Origin of the sequence: Lactobacillus sp. 3B(2020) (assembly GCF_013487845.1) — a bacterium.
In the GTDB taxonomy this organism is placed as follows: Bacteria; Bacillota; Bacilli; order Lactobacillales; family Lactobacillaceae; genus Limosilactobacillus; species Limosilactobacillus alvi.
The window spans coordinates 742,438-766,527 of the sequence record NZ_CP047410.1 but is presented as its reverse complement, the minus strand read 5'-3'; the positions used below and the strand labels follow the sequence as shown (position 1 = coordinate 766,527).

The window sequence follows — 24,090 nt, the reverse complement described above, 5'->3', positions numbered from 1 at the left end:
CATAAAAGTAAACCCGTTTGCTCAATCTCTTGAGCGATTATTTGGGACTAAATCAATCTTATGATACAATAATAATACTTTAAAAGAGAGAAGTGAGGTAAGTAATGGAAAGTTCCAATTCGCCAGTTAATCCCTGGTTAATACCAGTTACCTTAGGACTATCCGGTTTTGCTGGCTTCGTCGCTGGCAAGATCTTTGGGGATCGGAAATTAAACCCCAACTCAATTTTAAAAGCCATTATGAGTGATTTTAAAAAGGAAGGCCCTATTAGCGGGAGTTGGATTAATCACCAAGCAAAGCCATTTCAACGTTTTGCAATTCGCACCTCGGCTTATGAAGGTGGAATTACCCGCCAAGAAGACGACCAACTCACCACCTACCAGTTCTGGGCTGATGCCTACACTGGTTCAATTCTAGAAATGAAACGGGTTGCTAAATGAGGTCAGGAGAAAACCTCGCAATGACCTGCAAAAAATTAAGTAGAACGAAAAAAGCTCCGCTAAGCAATCGCCCTCCAGATAAGAGGGTGATTGCTGGTGGAGCTTTTTTTGCTTACGATAATTTAAAAGTTATATCAGCTACGTTCTAACTTTTATTAGTGGCCTTCGTTGAGTTTGCTCATCATCTTAATTTTTACTAGTTAGTCTTACTTTCGATCTGGAATATGAGCAGTTACCTTGTAAATTGGTTGCCCCAATTCACTGAATTTTTGTTCATATTCGGTTTCCACATTACCTTCATTTTCATCGGAATGGTGAAGATCCAACCAAACCCCATCAAATACCAAGCCATAGTTATTAAAACTGGTTAATGAGTATTCAAAAAAGCCTTGGTTATCAGTTTTAAGTTCGATCTTACCATGCGGTTTCAAAACGCGCTCATAGTTTGCTAAAAAGCTCTTGTAAGTAAGCCGTCGCTTTTCATGGCGCGTTTTTGGCCATGGATCAGAAAAATTGAGGTAAATTCGATCAATGGAGTGATCTTCAAAGAAGGTTTCTAACCCGGCACCGTTGGCCCGAATTAGTTGGAGGTTTGGTAACTCTTCAGGTAAAGCCTTCTTTAATGCAATGGCAGCGACCGTACTTTCAATTTCAAGACCAATAAAATTAATCTCTGGATGGGCTTTAGCCATCCCAATAATAAATTGGCCTTTTCCCATTCCAACTTCAAGTTGAATTGGTTGCGACTTTTCAAACCGACCTTGCCAATGGCCCTTGACGGTTTCACCATTCAAAACCATCTTTTCCGGGTGAGCTTCCATCAACGGTTCAGCCCATTTTTTGTGTTTAACCCGCATAAATTCGCTCCTTACTTATTTTATTCGTATTTTCAAATAATAACGGTTTAGTAGCCAAACTTCAACCATGGCTAAGATAAGATTTAACCCCTGGTGACTAAGTGAAAAATGGCCATGTCCAATTGAACTTGCCCCAATCACAATTAAAAGACCAACACAAATCATTATTTTCAACAATAATTTTTCAAAAGCTTGGTGTTGTTCGCTTGCTGAAACCGGGAATAGATGGGTGAAGGCAATTTGATCATATTGGTGGTAAAAAGGCATCAATTGGGTTGCAACCAAGTAAATAAACAATAACATTAAAGCCGTATTTAACCACGGTACCGTAACAAAATAAGTTACGATCATTGCCACTAGCGTCAAACGCATGACTAGATTTCCAACATCAACATTGCGGACAAAGCCATGACCATATAAATAACTCCATGGACCTTCACCCTTAGCTAGCCAATTTATTAAGCCACTTAACCACTGCCGCCGTTTCACTTTTCCTTGGACGCTTGGGACGTCAGTAAATAGGTTGAAGAAGCGGTAAACACTATCCATTCGTTGCATCTCGACTGCTGTTGCTAAACGCCAATTAATCTCAGTTTGCTGGCGGACCCGAAGTAAAGTTATACCTAAAAGGATTATAGCAACAATTAGGCCAACTAAGGGATACCAGATGGTAAGACCCCAAATCACCATGGGTTCAGTCCATTGCATAATTTTTGCAACCTGCGGCAATTTTTTTAGGCCAAAGCTAATTGTTTGCCGTGCTCGCAACAGCCATAAGGCCTTCGTCAATAATGCAACCAGAATGAAGTAAAATAAATCAACTTGATGATAAGCAACAACCCGCCAATAAAGTGGTAAGCAAACCGCTAAACCAGCTAAACTAATAATTCCAGCTCGCCAATAGCTATACCACCATGCTTGTTTAAAATATGGATTAAATTGACTTGTCTGAGGTAATAAAACGACTGGATCAGCTTTTTCAACTAAGGTAGCCAAACGCCCAATTTGACTCACCAAAACTAGCCAAATTACGATCAATGGCCGAACCCAAACTGCACCAGTGGTAACTTTAGGTAACCATTGGGCATAACTATAGGCCAAAGCACCAAACAAAAAGAAAAGGGCAATGACGAAATGATCATTAAAAACTAGTCGCCAATATTTTAGTAAGTGTGTCAAATGACTTTGCTTTCGGGTTTTAAACAAGGCGCTCATTACGCGTCCCCCCTTGCAATCGCTAGGTAAATATCATCTAAACTTGCGTTTGGATCAGTTGCTTGCGCCTTCAATTCAGCAAGAGTTCCCTTCGCTCGAACGTGACCATCATTTAATAAGACAAACCGATCACAGTATCGTTGCGCCGTATCCAAAACGTGAGTTGACATTAGGATTGCTGCTCCCGCTTCTTTACGTACTTGAATTAAGGCTAATAAATCCTTAACAGCTAGTGGATCCAACCCATAAAATGGTTCGTCAACGATAAAAAGCTTAGCATCCGTTAAGAAGGCCATGACAATCATAACCTTTTGCTTCATCCCCTTGGAAAAGTCTGCGGGAAACCAATCTAACTTATTAGCTAAACGGAAAGTTGTTAGTAGTTTCTTAGCCCGTTCCCAGGCAACTTTTTCATTAAGTTGATAAGCCTTAATCGTTAATTCTAAATGTTCACGGAGGGTTAATTCTGGGTATAAAATTGGAGTTTCTGGAACATAAGCAATTTGCTTTTTATATTTAATTGGTGATGTTGCCAGATCAATTCCATTTAAACTAATTTGACCACTAAACGGTTTTAGCAATCCAATTATATGGTTAATGGTCGTTGATTTACCAGCCCCATTTAAGCCAATTAAACCAACTAATTCACCAGCTGGGACATCAAAACTAACTTGATGAAGGACTGGTAATTGAGAGTAACCACCAGTTAGATTTTCAATTTTTAATGCCATATGAATTCCCTTCTAAAAAGTTCTAATATAAAATCAGTATACCACAATGAGTTGCGGTATACTGGTAGTATACTTATGTTAACTATAATAGAAACGAGGCGGAAATATGACTGATTGCATCTTTTGTAAGATTATTAATGGTGAAATTCCAAGTTACAAAATATATGAAGACGATGTCGTGTACGCATTTTTGGACATCTCCCAAGCCACTCCAGGTCACACGCTCGTAGTGCCAAAAAAACACGTTAAGGATATTTTTGAATATGATGAAGATCTTGCCGCAGCAGTTTTTGCCCGGATTCCAAAGATTGCACGGGCGGTTAAAGCATCAAACTCCGAAATTATTGGAATGAACATTTTAAATAACAATGGTAAGGCTGCTTATCAATCAGTCTTCCATTCCCATATTCACTTACTCCCACGTTACGCTGACGATAAGTTTAGCATGACTTTCATTAACAACGAGGAAGATTATGACGAAGCTAAATACAAAGCTGTTCAAGATGCCATTCGATCACAATTTAAAGACTAGATGGTATCAAGAAAAAGATGATCTCTTAAAATTAAGAACCGAATGGTGGACAGTTGTTCACGCTAAGAAGCAACTTACCCTTAATTTTAAGCAACTTCGCCAAACTAGTTCAGATGCACTTTCAGAATTAGAACCACTGCTTAAGAAGGCCGAGGTTTTTGGGCACCAAGCTCGTGAAAAATTGAGAAAATAACAAAAGACTGAGGAAAAATCTGGTTTTTTCCTCAGTCTTTATTTATCTCCCCATATTTCACGGAAATACGGTCAAAAAATTTCCCCAACAACTTCTTTGGGTATCACACCACAAGTTCTATTAAAGTGGTACTACTTTGAAGAACTAGATGAAGTTGTGGAAGCCGTACTTGATGAAGTACTAAGATAATCGTCTAGGATGTTCGAAAGATCCTTATCCTTAATCGAAACATTTCCTTTCTTCAATACTTTCGAGATGACCTTCTTCATGAATGAGGAGTCATTCATATTGTTTTCAACAATTTGGTTCTTCAAATCACTAATGTGGTTAGCCATCTTCCCCTTTGCAGGGTGCTTAATCATGTAGATTACTTGATAACCATTATCCGTCTTAACTGGTTCAGAGGTGTACTCGCCGGTCTTTAAGTTAAAGGCAGCCTTCTTGTATGCCGAGTCAACACTAGAGCTAGCGTTATCAAAGGCAGCAACTACCCCACCAGAATTCTTTGTTGAAGTATCCGTGGAGTACTTCTTGGCTAATTTCTTGAAGTAAGTTAGCTTGTTTCCATCGTGATTGTTCAATTTATCAATCACAGATTGAGCCGTATCCTTGGAACTAACCAAAATTTCAGCTGTTTGAACCTTTGGTTGGTAATTCTTCCATTGCTTTTGTAAAGCTTTATTACTAAAGGTTGAATAATGGCGAACCGCAGCTTGTAAAAGTAATTGGGAACGAATTTGATCCTTGAAACTCTTGGTCGTTAAGCCTTGTTGAGCTAAAACTGTGGAGAAAGAAGAACCGTACTGCGACTTGTAACTATTGTATTCCTTATTAACGTCTGAGTCAGAAACTTGCTTTCCATATTGCTTTTGCAAAACCTTATCCAAGATCATTTGTTGCAAAACAGCTTTCCCTTGGGAAGTTTGCTTCATGCTACTGTAATATTCACTTTGGGTAATCTTACCACCACTTGTCGTAGCGACGGCCTTATTCCCACATGCGGCCAGTGGAAGCATCAAAGTAAGTCCAGCCACCACGGCTAATAATTTTTTCTTCTTCAAACTCTTTACACTCCTTTAAAAACTTTACAATAAATGATACCACATTCTACTTAAACACTGATTATCGATCTGAATCTTAAGGTTTTTTTACTTTTCCGGTAGTTTCAACTTGTAAAATCGACGATTATCCATCGCAAATAGGCGCTCCGTAAATTCCCCAGGTTGAACCTTGGCTAAAGCTGATGTCATCATCAACAATGACGCGTCTAATTCATCAAGTTGGTGCAATAACTCCGCTTCCAAGATCTGAGGCCGAACTGGTGACCCATATTCTAACAAGCCATGATGAGCTAAAACTAAATGTCGCAAGGCTATCACTGCTTCAGATGAAGTTGAAATCTTTAATTCTTCACAAATTGCCGTAATTTCCCCATCAATAATTGAAATATGACCGAGTAATTTCCCTTCAACTGTATATTCCGTTGCAATCGGCCCGGATAATTCAATCGTCTTACCAAGATCATGTAAAATTGCGCCCGCATAAACTAATTGCTCATTAATTCCCGGATAAAGGGGAATAATCGCCTTTGCTAACCTTAAAATTGATAAAGTATGGTAGGCTAAGCCACCGACAAAAGCGTGATGGTTACTTTTAGCTGCCGGGCTGGAAAAGAAATCAGTTCCATGTTTACTAATTAAGCCATTAATGATTTGATGCCAAGTTGACTCCGTAATCGCTGTAAAAAATGGGCGAAGTGCGGTCTTGATTTCACGATCACTTTCTGGAGCACGGGGAACAAAATCATTTGGTGATAATTCGGGAATAAGTTTAACCCCTTGGATTTCAACTTGGGGTTTCCCTTGATAAGAACTACGTCGCCCCGTTAAATTTACCACTTTACCTGCTTCTAGGTCAGCAACCTGTTGATCAGTTGCATCCCAGAGATTACCGTTTAAGTCACCACTCTGATCTTGAAAGGTAAGCGCTAAGTATTGGCCCCCATTTTTAGTTGTTTTAGCTTGGGCACTTTTGATTAAACAGTTGACCTTAATTGGGTCGCCTTCATTAAATTCAGCTAATTGCATCCATCTTCTCCTTAAAAAAGCAACCCCATCCACAATGAGAAGGAGTTGCTAGCTTCAGTTTACTGTTGTGGCAAAATGTCCTTGTAAACTTCTTGAATTGGCTTAGTAATTACCTTATTTAATTCTTGCATCATGCTGTCAACCCGTCGTTCAACTTCCATTAAATCAATTACGGATTGCTTTGTGCTAACTTGTTTTGCAAGGTCTTGAACTTCTTTAATCTCGTCTTCAGAAAGCTCTTTCCCAGCCACTTGCTTTTGTTGGGCATTCATCTGGCTCTTTTGAAACTTCTTGAAGAGATCAAAAGTTGCTTGATCTTCCTTTAATTTATCAAAAGCAACAACCAAATCCTTGTATTCTTGCGTTTCCCGCATTTGGCGTTCAAGTTCATTTGCAGTATCGTAAATATTTACAACCATAATCGGCCTCCAAAAAATTTAATCATTAAACCTATTCTAACAAACCCCTACTGGAAAAGCGAACGAACATTATTCCAAGCTTGGTTCAATCGATCCTTAACGTTTTGGGCAAAATCACTCGCTTGTTGCAATAAATTCCCATTTGGGGTTTTTGTTTCACTAGTTGCCCGGGTTTGGGCATCCTTAACCTGGAATTTCGTTCCAGCTGTGTGTGGTAGTAAGTTATCCATTTCAGAACGATAAAGCGCGTAAATGTCGCGATTTTCCACGTCAGAAAGTTGTTGTGTCGCCGTCGTATCATCATAACCTTCCCATGTAGCAACTACCACATCTGGTGTATAACCAATAATCCATTTATCACGATCACTATCATTCGCTTTAATTCCAGAATTGGTTGTACCCGTTTTCCCGGCCAACGTATAACCTGACGGAGCCGCACTCTTCCCGGTCCCAAGTTTAAAAACATCCATCATCATACTCGTCATCTCGTTGGCAACTGACTGCTTAATAACCCGTTTTTGCGTTAAATGACCCTTACGCTTTACCTGATGACCACTAGCATCCACAATCTTGGTAATAAAGTGCGTCGTTGGTAATTTCCCACCAGAAGCAAAGACCGAGTATGCCCGAGCCATTTGCAGTGGGGAAACTCCCTTGGTTAAGCCTCCAAGCGCAAGAGCAAGGTTTTTATCCCCACTCTCGACTGGCAAACCAAATTGTTCTGCCATTTTGTAGCCAGTATTGACCCCAATCTTATTTAAAAGCCAAACCGCTGGTGCATTCAAACTTTCGTACAAGGCTTTATACATTGGGACTTCGCCACTATATTGATTGTCATAGTTCTTTGGTGTATAGCGATATTTGCCAGTTCCATAAGTAGTTTTTTCGTCTTGTAAAGTTGAATCATAAAAGTACCCATGTATCAAGGCAGGTGTGTAGACGGCAATTGGTTTAATTGTTGACCCTGGTTGCCGTCGCATCTGCGTTGCCCGGTTATATCCACGAAAGACGTGTTTTCCCCGCCCACCATATAAGGCAGTGACGCCACCGGTCTTCGGATTAACAGCAACCGAAGCAGCTTGCACCATACTTCCATCAGCGAGATTAGCTGGGAAATTTTCATCATCGTTAAAAACGGACTGCATTGCCTTTTGTTGCCCTTGATTTAAGGTTGTATAGATCTTATAACCATCATTCATGACCTCGGCTTCAGTAAGGCCATATTTATTAATCGCCTCCGCAATCACAGCGTCAAAATATGCCGGATAACGGTAAGTATTTGGCGATTGATAACCATTGTTCACCACTAAAGGAGTTGCTTGGTAGTGTTTAGCTTGTTGGTTCGTTAATTTATGGTTTTCGACCATTAACTCTAAAACCAAATTTCGCCGCGCTTTTGTGGCTTTCGGATGGTTCACCGGATCATACGTCCCCGGTGAAGTTAACATCCCCGCCAATGTTGCGGCTTCAGGAACCGTTAAGTCTTTGGCATCAGTATCAAAATACCGTTCCGCCGCATCCTGGATTCCCCAGACGCCGTGACCAAAATAGGCATTGTTAAGGTACATTGTCAGAATTTGATTCTTACTATATTGATTTTCAACTTCGACAGAAATAAAAATTTCTTTAGCTTTCCGGGAAAAAGTTTGTTCTTGACTTAAGAAAGCATTCTTCACTAATTGTTGGGTTAAAGTACTTCCACCACCAGAAATATAATCTCGCCCTAATACCTTGTTTTTTACCAAAAGAAAAGCAGCCCGACCAAGCCCTTTAACTGAAAAACCATGTTCGTGGTAGAAATTGCGATCTTCAGTTGAAAGAACCGCTGCCGTAACGTTAGGTGAAATTTCCTTTAATTTAACATAGGTCCCCTTTTGGGAATAAAGGCTCCCAGCTGAATTTCCATTTTGATCATAAACCATGGTTGGGTGTTCAAGGCGCGACTGGAGACTCCTAACATTTGCTGTTTTGGCAACAATCGTTAAGTAGATACTCATCAGTAAAAAAGCACTTAAGAAAATTACAATTAGCCACCGGGTTAACTGAAAACGATGCCAGAAATGGCGAAAGTTTTCGCGTAATGCTCTCCATAATCGTCTGAGCCATACTTCAAATTGTTTTTTTCGCTCTTCAAATTTCATTTAAGTGTTAACTCCAAAAAAATATCTTCAACTTCGCATTCTATCATAAGTTGAAGATATAAAAAAAGGAAGCCGAGGGAAAACTCAACTTCCTTAGCCAAATTTTAAGGTCTTTGGAATTACATTTCATCTGGTGCCTTAACCCCAAGTAAAGCTAATGCCGACTTCAAAACCTCGGCAACTGCTTGAACTAAGGCTAACCGCGCGAGCTTGCCCTCGTCATCAACCAAAATCCGCGTGTGAGCGTAGTATTGGTTAAAGTCCTTTGCTAATGCAAGGGCGTACTTAGCAACAATTGATGGATCGTAGTTTTCCGCAGCCCGTTGGATTGTTTCACCAAACTTCCCCAATTGCTTAAGGACCGGCCAAGCTGCTACCCCCACTTGGGAAAGATCAACATCATCAAAGCTTGGATTATTTTCTTTCCGGAGAATACTCATTGCCCGTGCTCGTGCATATTGTACATAAGGACCAGTTTCCCCTTCAAACTTAACAACGTCTTCAAGCCGGAAATCAACACTGTTCCGCCGGTCGTTCTTTAAATCATGGAAGACAACCGCTCCAATTCCGACCATCTTAGCAACCTCTTCGGGGTTCTTAAGCGATGGATTCTTTTGGGTAATTTGTTCCCGTGCCAACTTTACCGAGTCGTTCAAAACATCCTCGAGGGAGACCACGTTCCCCTTCCGGGTAGACATTTTCTTCCCACCGAAACTCATTAAACCAAACGAAATGTGTTCCAATTGATCCCACCAACTAAAGCCCATTTCCTTTAAAACGGCCTTCAATTGCTTGTAGTAGTTTTCTTGTTCGGCCCCAACAACATACAAGGACTTAACGTGCCCATACATCCGTTTCCGGAAAAGAGCCGTTGCTAAGTCACGGGTAATGTAAGTTGTCGTCCCGTTACTCTTAATGATCAGCGGTGGTACTAAGTTGTACTTATCAAGGTCAACAATTTGAGCTCCCCGGCTGAGCTTTAACAAGTTCTTGTCACGGAGTAATTGAATTGGTTCTTCCATCTTTTGTGCAGAGAAGGCTTCCCCATGGAAAGAATCAAAATGGACATCTAACATGTCGTAAACCCGTTGGAACCGCTCCAAAGAAATTTCTCGGAACCACTTCCAAAGGCGCCATGCTTCTTCGTCCCCATGTTCAAGCTTAGCAAACCAGTCCCGACCAGCTTCCGTATATTCTGGGTGTTCATCAGCTTCCGTATTAATCCGTACATAGTAATTTAATAAGGTATTAATTGGATCCTTCTTAACATCTTCTTCGTTCCCCCACATTTTGTAAGCCGCCATCAGCTTTCCAAATTGGGTACCCCAGTCACCAAGGTAGTCAATCCGAACAACCCGGTAGTTTTCCTTTTCAAGGATCCGGCCAATGGATTCACCAATCATTGTTGACCGTAAGTGTCCCATTGACATTGGCTTAGCGATGTTAGGCGATGAATAGTCAATCGTTACGTTTCCGTAGTGGCCCAAATCCTTAGAACCATAGTTTTCGGGATCAGCTAAAATGGCCTTTAAAATTTCAGCCCCAACCTTAGCTTTATTTAAGTAGAAGTTAATGTATGGACCAGCAACAACAACTTTTTCAAAGTTTGCTTGGTCAATCTTTTCAACTAATTCTTGGGCAATTGCTTGGGGAGCCTTATGAAGGGTTTTTGCCAAGAAGAAGGTTGGGAATGCATAGTCCCCATTCTTATTATCTTTTGGCCGTTCAACCTTATCCGCCAAGTCTTCCTCAGTCATATCTGGTAAGGCTAACTTTAATGCGTCAACGACTTGTTGCTTTTCATCCATAAATAAATCCTCCTTTATAACAAAAAATCTCTAGTCAGTATGTCTACTGATTAGAGACGAGATTTCCCGTGGTACCACTCTATTTGAACTTTCATTCCACTCATTCAAATGAATATTAAACTTTCCTTCAACTCCGCTTCGAAAACTCTCTTTATTCAGCTCCCACCAACCTGAACTCGCTTACAAAGGAAGACCTTTCTACTGTTGTTAAAGGTTTATAACATCAACAAATGTTATAAAAAAGAACACCGCAACGCGATGCTCGCAAAGCGGGTAACGAGAATCGAACTCGCGACTTAACCTTGGGAAGGTTATGTTTTACCACTGAACTATACCCGCGATCTAGGTGAACTAATCACCTTAGTTATGATAACATATCTCAGTTATTTGTCACTCTTTTTTTCCGTTTTTTTTTACAGTCTGCTTTTTCCGACTAGGCTTAGCCACTTTACTCCCCTTTTCTTTTTCTTCCTTAGCAGCTAATTCTTTATCTTCAGCAGTCCGCTCTACGGCCTTAACCATCTTGGCTTCATCCTTGCGGACAACCGCCCGGCCATTTAATTCGTTGACACTTGTCTTGTCGGCAGGATTGAAATCCTTAATAGAAATCATAATTGAATTTTCATATACCTTTTCAACAATCCCACCAAAATCATGTTCTAATGGGCCAAACTTTCCTGCCTTAACTTCATCGCCAATCTTATAAAACTTCATTCAGTTCACCTCATCCTACACTTGCTACAATAAAAGTTAGTTTACACGTTTTTGATAATTTTTCAAGCCACCCTCCCGATCCAACATGGTAAAATGAAAGAAAGTATCGAAGGGAAGGAAAACTATGATCTTAAGTACTGCTAGTTGGATCTTGGTAATTCTCATTATCCTGGTCTATCATCGAAGTCTCACCGCAAGTACTGAAAAAGAACTGTCTTTTTTTGGGAGTTTCACCCGGCTTCTACTGGCTTTAATTTTGAGTTTGCGAATTGCCGTTACAATCGTTACCTTTCCAATTTTTTTTGGGCTTCACCTTATCCAAATCATCCTTTTACTACTTACCATCGCGATTACCGAACTAAGTTTTCGGCGTTTACGTCTCACCTTTGGGAATCCTCGACTAGCCCGGACCTGTTTAATCGCAAACTCAATTTTTCTCCTCGTAATGCCCTGGTAATGCCCAGTAACTTGACTTGATTGTTTCAATCAATTTTACCAACTGTTGTGTCTCTTCGACATCATGGACGCGGAGCACCCGCCCACCAGCTAAAAACATCGCCGTTTCTGCGATTAGGGTTACTCCTAGTCGCTTTTCTTTTGGCAAACCAAATAGTTTTTGCCCAAAGCCCTTCCGGGAAATTGCCACCATGATTGGACGATGAAATTCATTTAACTCGGCAAGATTATTCATCATCGCAAAATCTTGGTAACCATCCGCTACCTTGGCATAACCAATTCCTTGATCTAAACAAATCCGTTCGCGATCAATGCCTGCTGCGGTCAATTCAGCAAGATTAGCCTTGAAGAATTTTTTCATCCCGTTGGTTAGATTTTCGTATTCATGGCCACGACTTGAATGCATAGTAACTAGACCGACCTTTGAATATTTGGCTAAGAGTTGCCGCTTTTCTATGGTTTCAAAGCCGTTAACATCATTAATAATATCAACTCCAGCCGCTAGCGCCCGCTCCATAACAGGTAACTTATAGGTATCGACAGCAATAGCGACCTGCGGATAACGATCCTGGATTAACTCAATCGCGGGAGCAATCCGTTGCCATTCTTCTTCTGGTGTAACCTCAACGAAGTGTCCTGGTTTCGTTGTTTGACCCCCTGGTTCAATAATGTCAGCACCTGCTGCCACCATTTTTTCAATTTGCTTAACCATTGCAGAATGACTATTAAAGCGGCCCCCATCATAAAAGGAATCCGGAGTTATATTTAAAATCCCATAGATCAAGGGGTGCTTAGTAAGATTGAAGTGAAAGCGTCCCGCTTGCCAGTATACTGCAATAGTTACCTCTAGATTTGCCAAATCAGCCAAAATTTGCTGATCATCAGCAAATTGTTTCCGTACCCGTTGAGTAAAAGTCGGCCAAGCCGAAATTGGTAAAACAAGGCCGAACGCTCCTCCTGCTAATTCAACGATAGCTAAATCAAACTGACTAAGTAGTAGCCTTACTTGCTTCTTTTTGTTACCCATTTCAGACCATATCAAAGGAAGCCAACCTTGCTTGTTTACAAGATTTGCCAAAATTTGAGTAGTTGGTTCCGATGATTGATTAAAATTCCACTTTTTTAAGTTCATTTTGTACTCCTTTCACTAAAGCCGCAACGGCTTTACTTCGATGATCAAACTTGACGAATTCAGGTGTTGGTAAGCTCCCTAAGACTTGGTCTAACCCAGCTGGTATCAGAATTTGGTCAAGGCCATGTCCAACCGGAGAGATATGTTTGGCAATCCGCCCCACTAAAACCCCTTGGTAAGTAGCGAGAGTGTAACCATTTCGAGCAAGTGCAATTACCGTTTGCATTTTAAAACCGCGACTCGGCTCGACCGCCCGGTTAATTAAGTCTTGATTGACAGCTTGAGTGCCATACTTGGCTTTTAACTGCCGGGCCGTTTGTACCCCTAGTTCATCTGGGCGACCTGCGAGTTCGATTCCCGAGTCATCCGCAATCACTAAGCGATCCGGTAAGAATTGACTAATAAATTCAGCTTTTTTACTTGCATTTGCTTGATAACTGGTTGTTCCTTCCGGTGGAAAAGTTAACTGTTTTCCAAGGGCTTCAACATAGGAAAGCCCCTGGGCACCGAAAAATTTTAGTTCTCGGGTTAGCTCACTAATTTTAAAGTCATTATTAGTTGCAATTACAAATTCGAGTTGCATTTGCTTAACCTCTTAAATTTTAAAACATCTTTAATCAAATAAAATGATCCCGTAACAACAATGATTGTTTGTTCGTCTGCTACTTGTTCAGCTTTTTTTAGAGCCACCCTAACATCTTGACATACAATTCCCTGTGGGAGAACTTGGTGGAGCACATCAGCTTCTAACGCTCGCTTTGGATTGTCAGGCGTAACTAGGTAAAAAGCCGTCCCACATTTTTGGTAATCTTTGACCATTTGACTAACATTTTTATCAGCTAAGAAGCCCAAAATAAAAGTAAACTTTCGGTTTGGAAATTGGCTTCTTAAAGCTGCAATTAGATGTTTAGCACCATCAGGATTGTGTGCGCCATCAATAATTTCAATCGGTTGCTGGTTAATTAGCTGAAAACGACCTGGAAGGTTAACTTGACTCAAAAAACTTTCAATCTCATTAGCAGTCCAGCTAATCGATAGTACTGCTAATGCTGCCAATGCCGTTTTTAGGTTAGCCAGTTGGTACTCTCCCAATAAGCCAAAATTGCTAATAACCGTTTGTCCTTTAAACTTAACCTTAACCCGATTTTTTGCAACCCACTCAGCTGGAAAGGTAGTTGCCGAAATCAGCGGTAGCTGAACTTCTCCTGCCCGTTGTTTCAAAACAGCTAAAGCTTCAGGAACTTGACCGGGAGCAATAATCGCAGCTTGACTACCGGTCTTAAAGATCCCCGCTTTTGCTTTGGCAATTGCCGTTAAGGTTGATCCTAAAATCCGAGTATGGTCTAAGGCGAGGTGGGTAATGACGGCCAGTTGAGGAGCAGAAATTGCATTAGTGGAATCATTTTCCCCTCCTAAGCCAACTTCAATCACTGCCCAATCAACCTTTTCGTCAGCAAAAACTTGTAAAGCAATGAGCGTCCACCATTCAAAGACGGTTAAATCAGTAGAAATGATCTCAGCTGGTAGTTTTTGACGAATAGTTTCATAAGCTTTAACGAATGCTTTTTTGGTTACCCACCGATTATTAATTTGGACTTGTTCTCGATCATCAAGCATTGCAGGACTAGCAAAATGACCAACTTTATATCCCTTAGTCATTAAAGCCTGAGTGATAATCTGCCCAGTTGAACCTTTTCCATTAGTTCCCGCTATGTGGATGATTTTGTATTGCCGATCTGGGTTACCAAGTACGACTAAGATCCGCCGTAAAAGGCCAACCCGATCATTTTCACCAGCCTTCATTAATGGTGAAAATTGGTTAATGATTGCTTCATAATTTGCCATTTTGGCCTCGTGATTGATGTAAAAATTCTTGCCGTAAAGTAAGGTCAGTCCTAAAAACCCCAGTAAACCGATCCGTATAAGTAAATTGCCCTGTCTTTTGGACACCCCGCATTTCCATACAGAGGTGTCGAGCAGCAACCGTAACTGCTACTCCGGCTGGAGCTAAAATCCGTGTTAATTCAGCCACTAGCTCCGTTGTGACCCGTTCTTGCATCCCCGGTTTCTTAGTCACAAAATCAACTAACCGCGGAATCTTACTTAAACCGATTACCTTACCGTTTTTTGGAACATAAGCAACATTAACTGTCCCAAAGAAGGGGAGTAAGTGGTGCTCACACATTGAATAAAAAGGAATTGCTTGAACTAAAACCATTTCCGGTTGATCATTTACTGAAAAAGTCTTATAGGTTGCCACCTCTTCGGGTTTCTTTCCTATAGAATTAAATACCTCAGCATACATCTTGGCCACCCGCTGGGGTGTTTCTTGTAAGCCTTCACGATTGGGATCTTCACCAATCGCTAGTAATAATTCATGCACTGCTTTCTCAATTCTCATCTGATCCATGGGTTAACATCCTCTTTTTCTCGAATTATCTTTAACCAATTGTGGTCCGGCGTTGTAGCTAACAAGTCAGTAAGTCTTCGGTGGAAATCATCTTCTGTAACAATTGTTAAAAGCGGTTCAATAACAAAGCGGCGATTCTTAATCTCGGGGTGGGGAATCTTTAAAGTCGCACTTCGATATTCTTCATTATTAAAATAGAGAATATCAAGGTCAATTGTCCGAGGACCCCAGTGAATTAACCGTCGCCGCCGGAGCGATCGTTCAATTACATGTAAATACTTCAATAGATCAGCAGCATTCAAGGAGGTTGTTAACTTCAAAGCAATATTATAAAAAGAACGTTGCTGTACCCCACCGACCGGTTCCGTTTCAAAAACCGGCGATATTGCGAGCAGTTGATTTTCTGGCCGTAATTGTAACATCTCCACCGCTCGTTGAAGATGTTGCATCCGGTCACCAATATTGCTTCCCAAACTAAGGTAGACCTGATTAAGCATTTTGTTTTTCAACCTCGATTTCAACATGATCAAAGATTCCATTAATTGGCACCGCATATTTCCGTATCCGGACTTTGATAGTTTGAATTTGGGAATATTTTGCTAAAACAGTGTCTGCAACTCGGTTTGCTAAACTTTCAATTAAATTATAGTTGTGAGTTTGGATAAATGCTTCCACCACTTGATAAACAGCCGCATAATTGACGGTTTCATTTAAGTCATCATGCAAAACTCGCTTTTCAATTGGAAAATTTAATTCAACATCCACTTCTAAACGTTGCCCCAACCTTTTTTCTTCTGGTAGTACTCCATTAAAGGTATGGAAAACCATATTCTTAATTCTAATCCAACCCATTCTTTCTTAATCCTCCACTTAAATTCCAAAATTTAACATTATTGCACTCATTGCTAACAAATTATTCAACCCATGAATCATAATCGAGCAAGAAAGTCGCCGTGTTTTTTGGTAAACAAAGGCTAAAATTACCCCCATCGCAAAATAAATCAAAAAACTAAGGGGATTGGTACTTGCATGCTCAGCTGAGAAAATTAGTCCTGAGATTAAAGTTGGCCACCAAAGCATCGATGAGTCAAAAAACATGTCAATGAAAATTCGTCGAAAAATTAATTCTTCGGTAATTGGACTAAGCACGACGGCACCAAATGCCATCGCATACATAATTGCTGATTGATGGCTCATCAATTTAATAATAATCTGATTATTGGCTGTTTGGGTTTGATGATAAATCAACTGGTTTAAAGTACCAAAAAGGAATTGGGCACAAAAGACGGCTAACCAACCACCCAAAACCCAATCAATTTTCATCTGCCTTGTCATCATCGGCTTTGAGCTCTTACCAAGTTGTTGGCTCACCCAGAGCGCCAAGCCCAGAAGAACTAAAAAGCTCACGAAATAGGCCCCAATCCAACTTAACTTATTTTCCTTACGGGCATAAATTAGGAAAATCGGTGGTAATTGAATAGCTAAGGCAAAAAAGATCATGATTACCACCCGTACCCAAAGGGGTTGCTGTTTTAAGTTTCTTTTGCTCATTTTAACCTTCAACCTGGGCAGTACTTGCCCGTTCAATCAAGTTAACCGGCATTTTGACTAATTGTTGACTTAACTTACCTTCTTTATCACTTAAACGTTTAAAAATCAGCTTTGCCGCTTCATTCCCTAATTGTTGAATTGGCTGGTGGATCGTCGTTAAAGCTGGAGTAACGTATTCATCTAAGTCAATGTCATCAAAACCAATAATTGAAATCTGACGTGGTACTTCAATATTACGTTCGGTTAGACCGCGGTAAAGGCCGATGGCTAATTCATCGTTAGCACAAAAAACCGCCGTTGGTTGCTTTGCCAAGACGGCTACGGTATTTTTATAGCCCCCCTGCTTAGTGAATTCCGTTTTTACAATATTAGTTTCATCAAAAGCCACCCCTGCTGTATTTAAGGCATTCTTAAAGCCCGCTAAGCGATTAAGTACGTTTTCAGTTGGCTGTTCCGGTAGGTACATCACTAGCTTCTTATGCCCCAATTTTAGAAGGTGTTCCGCTGCTAATTTTCCCCCTTGATAATCATCCACCGCAACTCGATCACCTTGACCATGGGCTTGGTTTTGATCAAACAAAAGGTAGGGGATCCCGTTTGGTTTTAGAATTTCATCGATCGTTTCGTTAGTAATAGTTGATGAAGCAATGATTAACCCATCAACCGACCGTTCTACTAACCGGCTTAGATAGTACCGTTCAAGTTCAACTTCGTGATTGGCACTGAACACCAGAGGCATGTACTCTTTTTCCCGACATACTTCTTGAATTCCCCGAGTAAAGGAAGAGAAGAAAGGATTACCAATATTGGGGACAAGAACCCCAATTGTCTTAGATGAATGTAAGATTAAATTTCGAGCATTAAAATCTGGAACATAATTTAATTCTGCTTTTAGCCGGTGAACCCGATCGCGAGTTTCTTCACTAAAACGGGCCCCCTTACCATTGAGAATTTGGGAAACTGTAGTAACTGAAACACCAGCTGCCTTGGCTAAATCTTTGATTGTCACTTTTTTTGCCATTTTCGCGTCCTCCTGGCTAATTTGGTAAACATTTTACCTTATTTTGCAGTAAAAGGCTAGTTAGACAGTCTGATGGAAAACGTCCTGAAAAACCTTGGCTGTCGTGGCCGCTTGACTACCCCGCATCCGCAAATAATCAATCTTGGCTAAGAGAATTTCGTACTCCCACAAAGAAGAAAGGTCGTGCTCATTATAGTAATGCAAGTTAATCTTAATTCCCTCAAAATCAGCAATCACACCTTCAAAGTCATCCCGTCCCTTATACTTATTAGTTCCGATCACAACCGGTAAGTGGTGATCATAGGCATCTTTAACTAACGTTAGTAAAATGGGGTGGTTTTGATAATCTTGGTTAGCTAGGTAAGCTTGGAGACCCCACAAATCAAAATAATTGTGTTCTTGGGCTACCTGACTCTTAAAGGAGACTGTCGTTAAATAATCAGTTTGACTGCGTACAGCATGAATACTACTCAAGCGGATGGCAGTGATTCCGTTTAATTTGGCATCCCAATCCAAAGTTAAAATCAAGGTGAAGGTTTGATCAGTGGCTAAAACAAAGCCCACATTAAAAGTATCGTTGTCCGCAAAGTTATAGACCTCGACTAGTGTCCCTTGTTGTTGACTAATCAAAAGCGCTTCTCTGATCTCGGTTTCATTCATTTCTAACATACAAAACCCTTTCTCATTCAAAAGTCAATCCTTTTGTCTATCTTTAGTTTGTAGTAAGATTATTAACGTTGCAAAAAAAATTAAAGAGGGGCAATTATGGTGATAATTACAGCTGGAATGATTGGTGTCGGTAAAACTACTTTAACAGGCAAAATTGCTAAACATTTAAACACTAAGGCCTTTTTTGAACCAGTGGGTGAAAACCCAGTGCTTCCATTGTACTATAAGAACCCAAAACAGTACGGGTTTCTGTTACAAATTTACTTCCTTAACAAACGTTTTTCAATGATCAAGCAAGCTTTGTCAAACGACAATAATGTTTTGGACCGTTCAATCTATGAGGATGCATTGTTTACTAAGGAAAACAACGCGGAAGGTAATATTTCGGATACTGAACTCCAAGTTTACTTACAATTACTCGATAACATGATGCAAGAACTAACTCGGCTTCCCAAAAAGGCACCTGACTTAATGGTTTATTCTGAAACCACCTTTGAAACCATCCTGTACCGGATCAAAAAGCGAGGCCGTGACTATGAACAAATCGATAATAATCCTGAACTAAAGGATTACTACTATAAAATGTGGTCTGCTTACAAAGATTGGTACCAGGATTACGATGCTAGTCCAAAAATGAAGATTGATCTTGACCAATATAATTTAGATGATCCCAAGAATGTTGAGATCGTTTTGGGGATGATTGACGATAAGTTGAAGAAAATTCGGTAACCCAACCCATAAAGATAATCATAGTTTACCAAGATCACTGATTTTTAACTGATCTTGGTAAACCAATAGACGAGGCTAGGAAGAAACTCTTTTTCCCGACCTCGTCTATTATTTATTCTACATAAATTTTTAGAAGCTTCTTTCTAACTCTCTAACTACCGCCACATTCGTCGAATTAATTCAAGGATTCCGACCGAACCGGCACCGCTAACCATGGGAAGAGTCCAGTCAGTTTTAACCGGTCCAACAGCTGAGGTGCCTGGTTTGTTTGGGTGATATTTTGTACTAGGTTGATTAACCTGAGCTTTATTAGATTTGCTCTGGTCTGATTCACCAGTCCGTTTGCCATAGTCATACTTTGTAAGCCCATAACCCTCAATAATCGCGTTTAACTTCCGGTTATAGTTGGGATCAGTCGCATACTTCCCCGTTAAGGCATAGGTTGCCTGGCGGTAAGTTGAAGCGAATTTACGGTGTACATTTACATAAAGTGGCTGGTTTAAGACGCTAGCGTAATCTTCTAAAGAAGCCATATCATTTGGATAATGACGGAAAGTCCCCATCACCTTTATATCTCGACCGTTTAAATGTTCTACCGTTGGTAAGCTCACCCCTTGACTTTGGAAAAAACCTTTAATCCCGAAATAATTATGATGTTGCCGAGCAAGGTCACTGGATCCAAAGTCACTTTCTAAAGCAGCCTGAGCAATCAAAACGGATGGATATAAATCATGCGCTGCCGCAATCTCCTGAGCAACCGGTGCTATTTTTTCAATAAAGGCTTGCCGGCTAGGCGTGGGAACCTGATTAAAATAATCCGTATTATCAGTTTGCACTTGAGCATCTTCTGGAACTGAAGGGGTTGTTTCTGGAGCGCTATCTCCAGCTCCCTCTGGTTCGTCAGTTACCGGAATTACGACTTTAGTTTTTGAAGCTGGTTGGCTCGGTTTAACATTGGTTACCCGATTGGAAACCGATCTATCTTTTTCTTGAAGGTCCTTTCCGAGATTGAAGCCTGCCTGGTATCCCGCTAAAGCAACTTCATCTTTATAATTAGGTTGCCACTGGTTTTTTAATCCGGCTTGAACTCCCTGCTTAAAGGCTTCTTGATAAATATTAGTTAGCAAAAAAAGCTCCTGATCAAAATCAGTCTGTACATCAAGAGGCATTTTAGCCCGCTCTGCCGGTGTTAATGGTGCTCTTTGTTGTTTAACAATGGCTTTAGCTAGTTGTTCCATATCCTCACTTAAAGGTGCTGCCTGCGCTGATAATGGATTTGCTAGGGTTGCCACCATGGTTAAGATCAAAAACGTTGTTCTTATTTTCATTTTTCTCCCCCTTATACTATATATATACGTAAAAAAGGCCGCAAAATTAGCAAAGAAGGGTAAATTAATAAATTTTATTAATTAATTACAAAAAAGCAGCTAGTAACCAAAGAAGCGTTAACTAACTGCTTAAGATTATTAATCAGATTTGTTCAGTAAATAATAACTGGTTCCTTAACACTCAACGCCTTAAAAGCCGTTCCGGCGTCGGCTGGATGCATGTTGACACAACCGTTTGAACCATCATTCAAGTAAGCACTTGAAGACCAGTTACGCCGCCAACTAGCATCATGGAATCCACATCCACTAAGGGTAAATGGTGACCAATAGGTAACTGGTGAAGCATATGGTTTCCCATTATCGCCAGTTCCCCGTAAAGTAGTATGCATCTGTTGATACATGATGTACCAAACTCCCTTTGGTGTATCATCCCCAGTACTATGCTTTCCAGTTACAACATCAGCCGAAGCAACTAATTTACCATCCCGGTAGAACCAAGCATGTTGATCGGCAATTGAAACCTCGGCATAGGTATTTCCCAAGCCATCATTTTGGGTAACCCCATAACCAATTCCTCGGGTATCGTAACCTTGTCCATAAATATCCGCTTTGGCATCAACTGAAGCTTGCTTCTTAACAATCGCATTACCAATCGTATCCGCAGCCCGGCTAGTCATGATCTTCCAGCCATAATCACCATCTGCCGCAGTGGTGATCACTTTACCGTCATGGGTCTTAAACTTAAATTTCTTTCCCAGCGTAGCTTGTTCAGCATTAATTTTTTGGATCACAGTTGCCGCTTTAATTGGAGTAAATTGATACTTACCATTTTGGTAAGTGGCTTCTTTAATTACATCCGTCGCCTTAACTTGATAATTATGACCAGCTACTTGGTACTTAACCGAACCATTGTTTAACTTTTTTAAGGCTTGCTTTTCTTTTTGGACCGTTGTACTTCGACTTGACAGCGGCTTTTTAACTTTAGCCGTTAGTCGAATCGTTGGCGCAAACTTTTCCTTAGCGAAATCCTTTAAGACTTGTTCTTGATCCAAAGCCGTTCCTTGTTTCGCCTCAATAACTGAAACTTTGTTATTATGCCAAACAGCTTTTGCATCCACTGGTAATTTTTTACCTTCATTTAGCTGTCCAAGCCGAAATTCCAAGGTTGCCTTCATATCGGCTTCCACTAATTTATTAGTGTTTTGGGGTGCTAAAACAAAGTTATATTGCTTATCACTTGGTAAAACAGAAGCCTGCTTAGCTAGCATTTGACTCACTTTTTGCTTTGCATCTTTCCCGTAAACCGGTTGGCTATCCTTACCATCAAAAACTAGGTGATTATTTAGGTAAACCCGGTTGGTTACCTTTGTTGCTTTTATCTTTTGGTAGGCTTGTTCTACAGTTAAACCACTAACCTTAATCCCATTAATTTTAACGTTCTGGTTAAAATGGGTGTGGTGATAATAGCCACTTCCTAAACCAACCAGGACAACTACTGCTAACCCAATTCCTAGCCACGTCCACAGTTGCTTTTTCTTCATTGCTCATCCCTCCAAGCCATCCGATAAAACTATTATTATTCTATCATGGACTTAGGGAATTGTAACCATTATGTAATATTTTACTTACTTAACTTTGACTCCAAAAAAACCCAAGTTCAGGAATTTCCTGATACTTGGGTCAATCTATCACAAAATCAAAATTATATTTCCGGATAAATTACTTGCTTAAGATCAACTGGCTTGTTCTCCTCATTGGTCTTTACTACGATGACATCACATGGTGCCTGCCGCACAATATAAGCTGTCGTTGAACCGATGATCATCCGACCAATAGTGTTTAAACCAGTTGCCCCAACTAAGATTAAATTAATTTGATGGTCAACTGGGTAAGTTTCCGTTAAAGCAACCTTAGCATTACCAACCATAACAGAGGTAACAATCTTTTCGACTCCTGCTTCTTCCGCTTGCTTCTTCATTTTCGCTAACAAAGCTTTCATCTTGTCGATTACCTTGTCATAAATTCCCTTATCGGAAATTCCAAAGGTAATCGCATTTGGATATGGTTCCCCATTTACAACACTTAGTAAATGTAAACATGCGTGATCTCGCTTTGCGATCGCAACTGACTTTTGAAACGCTAACTGTGATTGTTTTGAACCATCAATTCCAACTAAAATATTTTGATAGTCTGTCATGGCTTCCACCTCCGGAATATGTTTGTAATTTTATTTTACCACAAAAATATTAATCGGTAACTAAATCATTAATTGCTTGCATATAAATTGCCATCGACTTCAATAGATCATTGACTGGTTGATACTCATTAGCTTGATGCATCGTATTTGGCGTAGTAGGCATCAAGGCCCCAAAAGCAACTCCGCGTTTCATCAAGCGACCATAAGTTCCACCACCAACGACTTCTGGTCTAGCATTTTCATCCCCAGTTTGGTCAATATAAGCCTTCATCAAGGTCTTTACCAGTGGGTCATTTGCATCTACATAGTGTGGCACTTCAAACTTTTCATAGTGAACCGTCATCCCATGTTCCTTAGCAACCGGGAGTACTTTAGCTTGCAGGCCATCAGGGGTCACACCCTTTGGATAACGGAAGTTCATGTCAATTTGCCCACCCTTAGTATCATCAAAGCTCAAAAGTCCAACATTCATCGTAAGGTCGCCCATTACGTCATCCCGGTAAGCCCCCATGAAGTTGTTAAAACGAGTATCAAGATGTAAGAAATCGGCCACAAAGTCAACGAATTGCTTGGCTTGGCCACCAAGACTTAAGCTTTGCAAGAACTTAGCTAAGTATGTGGCAGCGTTGATCCCTTTTTCTGGTTCCATCCCATGGGCAGCTTTCCCAATTACTTGGAAATGAAGCCCATCAGCAGAAAGTTCACATTCTCCTTCAATCGGATTAGCATCCAAAAAGGCAGTGAACTTGGCAACGGCTTGTTCGTTATTAGCCGTTTCGACCACGGCATCAGCTTCCCGCGGAACCATGTTAAAACGCAAGCCAGCCTTAAAAGACCGTAATAAGTCATCCCCGTCATTACCACCTGGGTAATCTAAGAGTAAGGAAACTTGTCCTTTTTCCCCGTTAATCACTGGAAATTCAGCATCTGGTGAGAAGCCGTAAGTTGGTTCTGGTTCGACTTCAAAGTAACGCTTCATCCCGGTCCAATTACTTTCTTCATCAGTTCCAACAATAAAACGAACCTTCTTGTTTGGTTCCACGCCCATATCCTTCAAGGTTTTCATGGCATAGTAAGCTGCCATCCCAGGACCTTTATCATCAGAAACTCCCCGGCCTATTAAATTGCCATCCTTGATAATTGGATTAAAGGGATCCGAATTCCATCCATTCCCCGCTGGCATCACATCAAGATGGGCAAGGATAGCTAAGGTTTCATCTCCTTGACCCCATTCAGCGTACCCAACCAGGTTATCGATATTCTTCGTCTTAAAGCCATCTTGTTCTGCCATCTCCAAAAAGGCACTTAAAGCTTGTGCTGGCGCCGGGCCAAGGGGATATTCATCCGTCGCTTTACTATCATCCCGGACACTTGGAATTTTAACTAAGGAAATTAAATCATTTAAATAATTTTCCTTTTGTTCATTTGCTTTTGCTTGCCAGTCCGTCATTTTTTGGCCT

The 24,090-nt window shown here is 40.6% G+C and carries 26 protein-coding genes and 1 tRNA gene; 4 read left to right on the top strand and 23 right to left on the bottom strand.

Going from position 1 to position 24,090, the window contains the following annotated elements; genetic code table 11:
• Positions 1–104: 104 nt before the first annotated feature.
• Positions 105–440, top strand: a complete 336-nt coding sequence (locus tag GTO83_RS03705) for a hypothetical protein (RefSeq protein ID WP_180871788.1) — start codon at positions 105–107, stop codon at positions 438–440.
• 206 nt (positions 441–646) lie between these two features.
• On the opposite strand, the gene trmB is transcribed toward GTO83_RS03705, so the two are convergent.
• The 3 genes from trmB to GTO83_RS03690 are packed head-to-tail and all read right to left on the bottom strand — an operon-like array spanning position 647 to position 3,243.
• Entirely contained in the window at positions 647–1,297 is a 651-nt protein-coding gene (gene trmB, locus GTO83_RS03700) for a tRNA (guanosine(46)-N7)-methyltransferase TrmB (RefSeq protein ID WP_180871787.1), read from the bottom strand.
• Between the two features lie 15 nt (positions 1,298–1,312).
• A complete protein-coding gene (locus GTO83_RS03695) occupies positions 1,313–2,512 on the bottom strand; it encodes an ABC transporter permease (RefSeq protein WP_180871786.1) in 1,200 nt (399 codons plus the stop codon).
• Positions 2,512–3,243, bottom strand: coding sequence for an ABC transporter ATP-binding protein (locus GTO83_RS03690; protein WP_180871785.1), 732 nt, complete (start codon positions 3,241–3,243; stop codon positions 2,512–2,514). Before GTO83_RS03690 ends, GTO83_RS03695 begins: the two co-directional genes overlap by 1 nt.
• Positions 3,244–3,349: 106 nt before the next feature.
• On the opposite strand from GTO83_RS03690, the gene GTO83_RS03685 reads away from it, so the two are divergent.
• Both GTO83_RS03685 and GTO83_RS03680 read left to right on the top strand, forming a co-directional pair.
• Positions 3,350–3,775, top strand: a complete 426-nt coding sequence (locus GTO83_RS03685) for an HIT family protein (RefSeq protein WP_180871784.1) — start codon at positions 3,350–3,352, stop codon at positions 3,773–3,775.
• A complete protein-coding gene (locus tag GTO83_RS03680; RefSeq protein WP_219634237.1) occupies positions 3,747–3,968 on the top strand; it encodes a hypothetical protein in 222 nt (73 codons plus the stop codon). The genes GTO83_RS03685 and GTO83_RS03680 overlap by 29 nt, the downstream gene beginning before the upstream one ends.
• Positions 3,969–4,099: 131 nt before the next feature.
• On the opposite strand, the gene GTO83_RS03675 is transcribed toward GTO83_RS03680, so the two are convergent.
• The 16 genes from GTO83_RS03675 to GTO83_RS03600 form a co-directional block, all read right to left on the bottom strand.
• Positions 4,100–5,029, bottom strand: coding sequence for a peptidylprolyl isomerase (locus GTO83_RS03675; protein ID WP_180871782.1), 930 nt, complete (start codon positions 5,027–5,029; stop codon positions 4,100–4,102).
• A gap of 87 nt (positions 5,030–5,116) precedes the next feature.
• Positions 5,117–6,055, bottom strand: a complete 939-nt coding sequence (locus GTO83_RS03670; RefSeq protein ID WP_180871781.1) for a 3'-5' exoribonuclease YhaM family protein — start codon at positions 6,053–6,055, stop codon at positions 5,117–5,119.
• 59 nt (positions 6,056–6,114) lie between these two features.
• Entirely contained in the window at positions 6,115–6,474 is a 360-nt protein-coding gene (locus GTO83_RS03665) for a YlbF family regulator (protein WP_180871780.1), read from the bottom strand.
• A 47-nt stretch (positions 6,475–6,521) separates the two neighbouring features.
• On the bottom strand, positions 6,522–8,615 hold the full coding sequence (locus GTO83_RS03660) for a PBP1A family penicillin-binding protein (RefSeq protein WP_180871779.1): 2,094 nt from the start codon (positions 8,613–8,615) through the stop codon (positions 6,522–6,524).
• A 119-nt stretch (positions 8,616–8,734) separates the two neighbouring features.
• The gene (gene argS, locus GTO83_RS03655) at positions 8,735–10,423 is read right to left on the bottom strand and encodes an arginine--tRNA ligase (protein WP_180871778.1); all 1,689 of its coding nucleotides are present in this window, start codon (positions 10,421–10,423) and stop codon (positions 8,735–8,737) included.
• 268 nt (positions 10,424–10,691) lie between these two features.
• A tRNA-Gly gene (locus GTO83_RS03650) sits at positions 10,692–10,762 on the bottom strand.
• A 51-nt stretch (positions 10,763–10,813) separates the two neighbouring features.
• The gene (locus tag GTO83_RS03645) at positions 10,814–11,137 is read right to left on the bottom strand and encodes a hypothetical protein (protein ID WP_180871777.1); all 324 of its coding nucleotides are present in this window, start codon (positions 11,135–11,137) and stop codon (positions 10,814–10,816) included.
• 427 nt (positions 11,138–11,564) lie between these two features.
• Entirely contained in the window at positions 11,565–12,725 is a 1,161-nt protein-coding gene (folP, locus tag GTO83_RS03640; protein ID WP_180871776.1) for a dihydropteroate synthase, read from the bottom strand.
• Positions 12,700–13,308, bottom strand: a complete 609-nt coding sequence (locus GTO83_RS03635; protein WP_180871775.1) for a non-canonical purine NTP pyrophosphatase — start codon at positions 13,306–13,308, stop codon at positions 12,700–12,702. The genes folP and GTO83_RS03635 overlap by 26 nt, the downstream gene beginning before the upstream one ends.
• Positions 13,290–14,570 (bottom strand): folylpolyglutamate synthase/dihydrofolate synthase family protein, encoded by a 1,281-nt coding sequence (locus tag GTO83_RS03630; protein WP_180871774.1) that lies wholly within the window; start codon positions 14,568–14,570, stop codon positions 13,290–13,292. Before GTO83_RS03630 ends, GTO83_RS03635 begins: the two co-directional genes overlap by 19 nt.
• Positions 14,557–15,135: a GTP cyclohydrolase I FolE gene (gene folE / locus GTO83_RS03625; protein WP_180871773.1), complete on the bottom strand. Its 579-nt coding sequence runs from the start codon at positions 15,133–15,135 to the stop codon at positions 14,557–14,559. The genes GTO83_RS03630 and folE overlap by 14 nt, the downstream gene beginning before the upstream one ends.
• On the bottom strand, positions 15,123–15,632 hold the full coding sequence (gene folK, locus GTO83_RS03620) for a 2-amino-4-hydroxy-6-hydroxymethyldihydropteridine diphosphokinase (RefSeq protein WP_180871772.1): 510 nt from the start codon (positions 15,630–15,632) through the stop codon (positions 15,123–15,125). Before folK ends, folE begins: the two co-directional genes overlap by 13 nt.
• Positions 15,625–15,987: a dihydroneopterin aldolase gene (folB, locus tag GTO83_RS03615; protein WP_180871771.1), complete on the bottom strand. Its 363-nt coding sequence runs from the start codon at positions 15,985–15,987 to the stop codon at positions 15,625–15,627. Before folB ends, folK begins: the two co-directional genes overlap by 8 nt.
• An 18-nt stretch (positions 15,988–16,005) precedes the next feature.
• Entirely contained in the window at positions 16,006–16,686 is a 681-nt protein-coding gene (locus tag GTO83_RS03610; protein ID WP_180871770.1) for a CPBP family intramembrane glutamic endopeptidase, read from the bottom strand.
• 1 nt (position 16,687) lies between these two features.
• The gene (gene rbsR, locus GTO83_RS03605) at positions 16,688–17,707 is read right to left on the bottom strand and encodes a ribose utilization transcriptional repressor RbsR (protein WP_180871769.1); all 1,020 of its coding nucleotides are present in this window, start codon (positions 17,705–17,707) and stop codon (positions 16,688–16,690) included.
• A gap of 60 nt (positions 17,708–17,767) precedes the next feature.
• A complete protein-coding gene (locus tag GTO83_RS03600; RefSeq protein ID WP_180871768.1) occupies positions 17,768–18,376 on the bottom strand; it encodes a hypothetical protein in 609 nt (202 codons plus the stop codon).
• Positions 18,377–18,472: 96 nt separating this feature from the next.
• Between GTO83_RS03600 and GTO83_RS03595 the strand changes: the two genes are divergently transcribed.
• Positions 18,473–19,105, top strand: coding sequence for a deoxynucleoside kinase (locus GTO83_RS03595; RefSeq protein ID WP_180871767.1), 633 nt, complete (start codon positions 18,473–18,475; stop codon positions 19,103–19,105).
• 155 nt (positions 19,106–19,260) lie between these two features.
• Here GTO83_RS03595 and GTO83_RS03590 read toward each other — a convergent pair whose 3' ends face one another.
• From GTO83_RS03590 to pepV, 4 genes are all read right to left on the bottom strand, one after another.
• Positions 19,261–20,433, bottom strand: a complete 1,173-nt coding sequence (locus GTO83_RS03590; protein ID WP_180871766.1) for a glycoside hydrolase family 73 protein — start codon at positions 20,431–20,433, stop codon at positions 19,261–19,263.
• 152 nt (positions 20,434–20,585) lie between these two features.
• Positions 20,586–21,974: a L,D-transpeptidase gene (locus GTO83_RS03585; protein WP_180871765.1), complete on the bottom strand. Its 1,389-nt coding sequence runs from the start codon at positions 21,972–21,974 to the stop codon at positions 20,586–20,588.
• A 161-nt stretch (positions 21,975–22,135) separates the two neighbouring features.
• Positions 22,136–22,630, bottom strand: coding sequence for a universal stress protein (locus tag GTO83_RS03580; RefSeq protein WP_180871764.1), 495 nt, complete (start codon positions 22,628–22,630; stop codon positions 22,136–22,138).
• A gap of 49 nt (positions 22,631–22,679) precedes the next feature.
• A complete protein-coding gene (pepV, locus tag GTO83_RS03575) occupies positions 22,680–24,080 on the bottom strand; it encodes a dipeptidase PepV (protein WP_180871763.1) in 1,401 nt (466 codons plus the stop codon).
• Positions 24,081–24,090 lie beyond the last annotated feature (10 nt).

Excerpts from the sequence above, each read along its gene's own strand:
- GTO83_RS03705 (WP_180871788.1), top strand. The coding sequence starts at position 105 with ATGGAAAGTTCCAATTCGCCAGTTAATCCCTGGTTAATACCAGTTACC.
- trmB (WP_180871787.1), bottom strand. The coding sequence starts at position 1,297 with ATGCGGGTTAAACACAAAAAATGGGCTGAACCGTTGATGGAAGCTCAC.
- GTO83_RS03695 (WP_180871786.1), bottom strand. The coding sequence starts at position 2,512 with ATGAGCGCCTTGTTTAAAACCCGAAAGCAAAGTCATTTGACACACTTA.
- GTO83_RS03690 (WP_180871785.1), bottom strand. The coding sequence starts at position 3,243 with ATGGCATTAAAAATTGAAAATCTAACTGGTGGTTACTCTCAATTACCA.
- GTO83_RS03685 (WP_180871784.1), top strand. The coding sequence starts at position 3,350 with ATGACTGATTGCATCTTTTGTAAGATTATTAATGGTGAAATTCCAAGT.
- GTO83_RS03680 (WP_219634237.1), top strand. The coding sequence starts at position 3,747 with ATGCCATTCGATCACAATTTAAAGACTAGATGGTATCAAGAAAAAGAT.
- GTO83_RS03670 (WP_180871781.1), bottom strand. The coding sequence starts at position 6,055 with ATGCAATTAGCTGAATTTAATGAAGGCGACCCAATTAAGGTCAACTGT.
- GTO83_RS03665 (WP_180871780.1), bottom strand. The coding sequence starts at position 6,474 with ATGGTTGTAAATATTTACGATACTGCAAATGAACTTGAACGCCAAATG.
- GTO83_RS03660 (WP_180871779.1), bottom strand. The coding sequence starts at position 8,615 with ATGAAATTTGAAGAGCGAAAAAAACAATTTGAAGTATGGCTCAGACGA.
- argS (WP_180871778.1), bottom strand. The coding sequence starts at position 10,423 with ATGGATGAAAAGCAACAAGTCGTTGACGCATTAAAGTTAGCCTTACCA.
- GTO83_RS03645 (WP_180871777.1), bottom strand. The coding sequence starts at position 11,137 with ATGAAGTTTTATAAGATTGGCGATGAAGTTAAGGCAGGAAAGTTTGGC.
- folP (WP_180871776.1), bottom strand. The coding sequence starts at position 12,725 with ATGAACTTAAAAAAGTGGAATTTTAATCAATCATCGGAACCAACTACT.
- GTO83_RS03635 (WP_180871775.1), bottom strand. The coding sequence starts at position 13,308 with ATGCAACTCGAATTTGTAATTGCAACTAATAATGACTTTAAAATTAGT.
- GTO83_RS03630 (WP_180871774.1), bottom strand. The coding sequence starts at position 14,570 with ATGGCAAATTATGAAGCAATCATTAACCAATTTTCACCATTAATGAAG.
- folE (WP_180871773.1), bottom strand. The coding sequence starts at position 15,135 with ATGGATCAGATGAGAATTGAGAAAGCAGTGCATGAATTATTACTAGCG.
- folK (WP_180871772.1), bottom strand. The coding sequence starts at position 15,632 with ATGCTTAATCAGGTCTACCTTAGTTTGGGAAGCAATATTGGTGACCGG.
- folB (WP_180871771.1), bottom strand. The coding sequence starts at position 15,987 with ATGGGTTGGATTAGAATTAAGAATATGGTTTTCCATACCTTTAATGGA.
- GTO83_RS03610 (WP_180871770.1), bottom strand. The coding sequence starts at position 16,686 with ATGAGCAAAAGAAACTTAAAACAGCAACCCCTTTGGGTACGGGTGGTA.
- rbsR (WP_180871769.1), bottom strand. The coding sequence starts at position 17,707 with ATGGCAAAAAAAGTGACAATCAAAGATTTAGCCAAGGCAGCTGGTGTT.
- GTO83_RS03600 (WP_180871768.1), bottom strand. The coding sequence starts at position 18,376 with ATGTTAGAAATGAATGAAACCGAGATCAGAGAAGCGCTTTTGATTAGT.
- GTO83_RS03595 (WP_180871767.1), top strand. The coding sequence starts at position 18,473 with ATGGTGATAATTACAGCTGGAATGATTGGTGTCGGTAAAACTACTTTA.
- GTO83_RS03590 (WP_180871766.1), bottom strand. The coding sequence starts at position 20,433 with ATGAAAATAAGAACAACGTTTTTGATCTTAACCATGGTGGCAACCCTA.
- GTO83_RS03585 (WP_180871765.1), bottom strand. The coding sequence starts at position 21,974 with ATGAAGAAAAAGCAACTGTGGACGTGGCTAGGAATTGGGTTAGCAGTA.
- GTO83_RS03580 (WP_180871764.1), bottom strand. The coding sequence starts at position 22,630 with ATGACAGACTATCAAAATATTTTAGTTGGAATTGATGGTTCAAAACAA.
- pepV (WP_180871763.1), bottom strand. The coding sequence starts at position 24,080 with ATGACGGACTGGCAAGCAAAAGCAAATGAACAAAAGGAAAATTATTTA.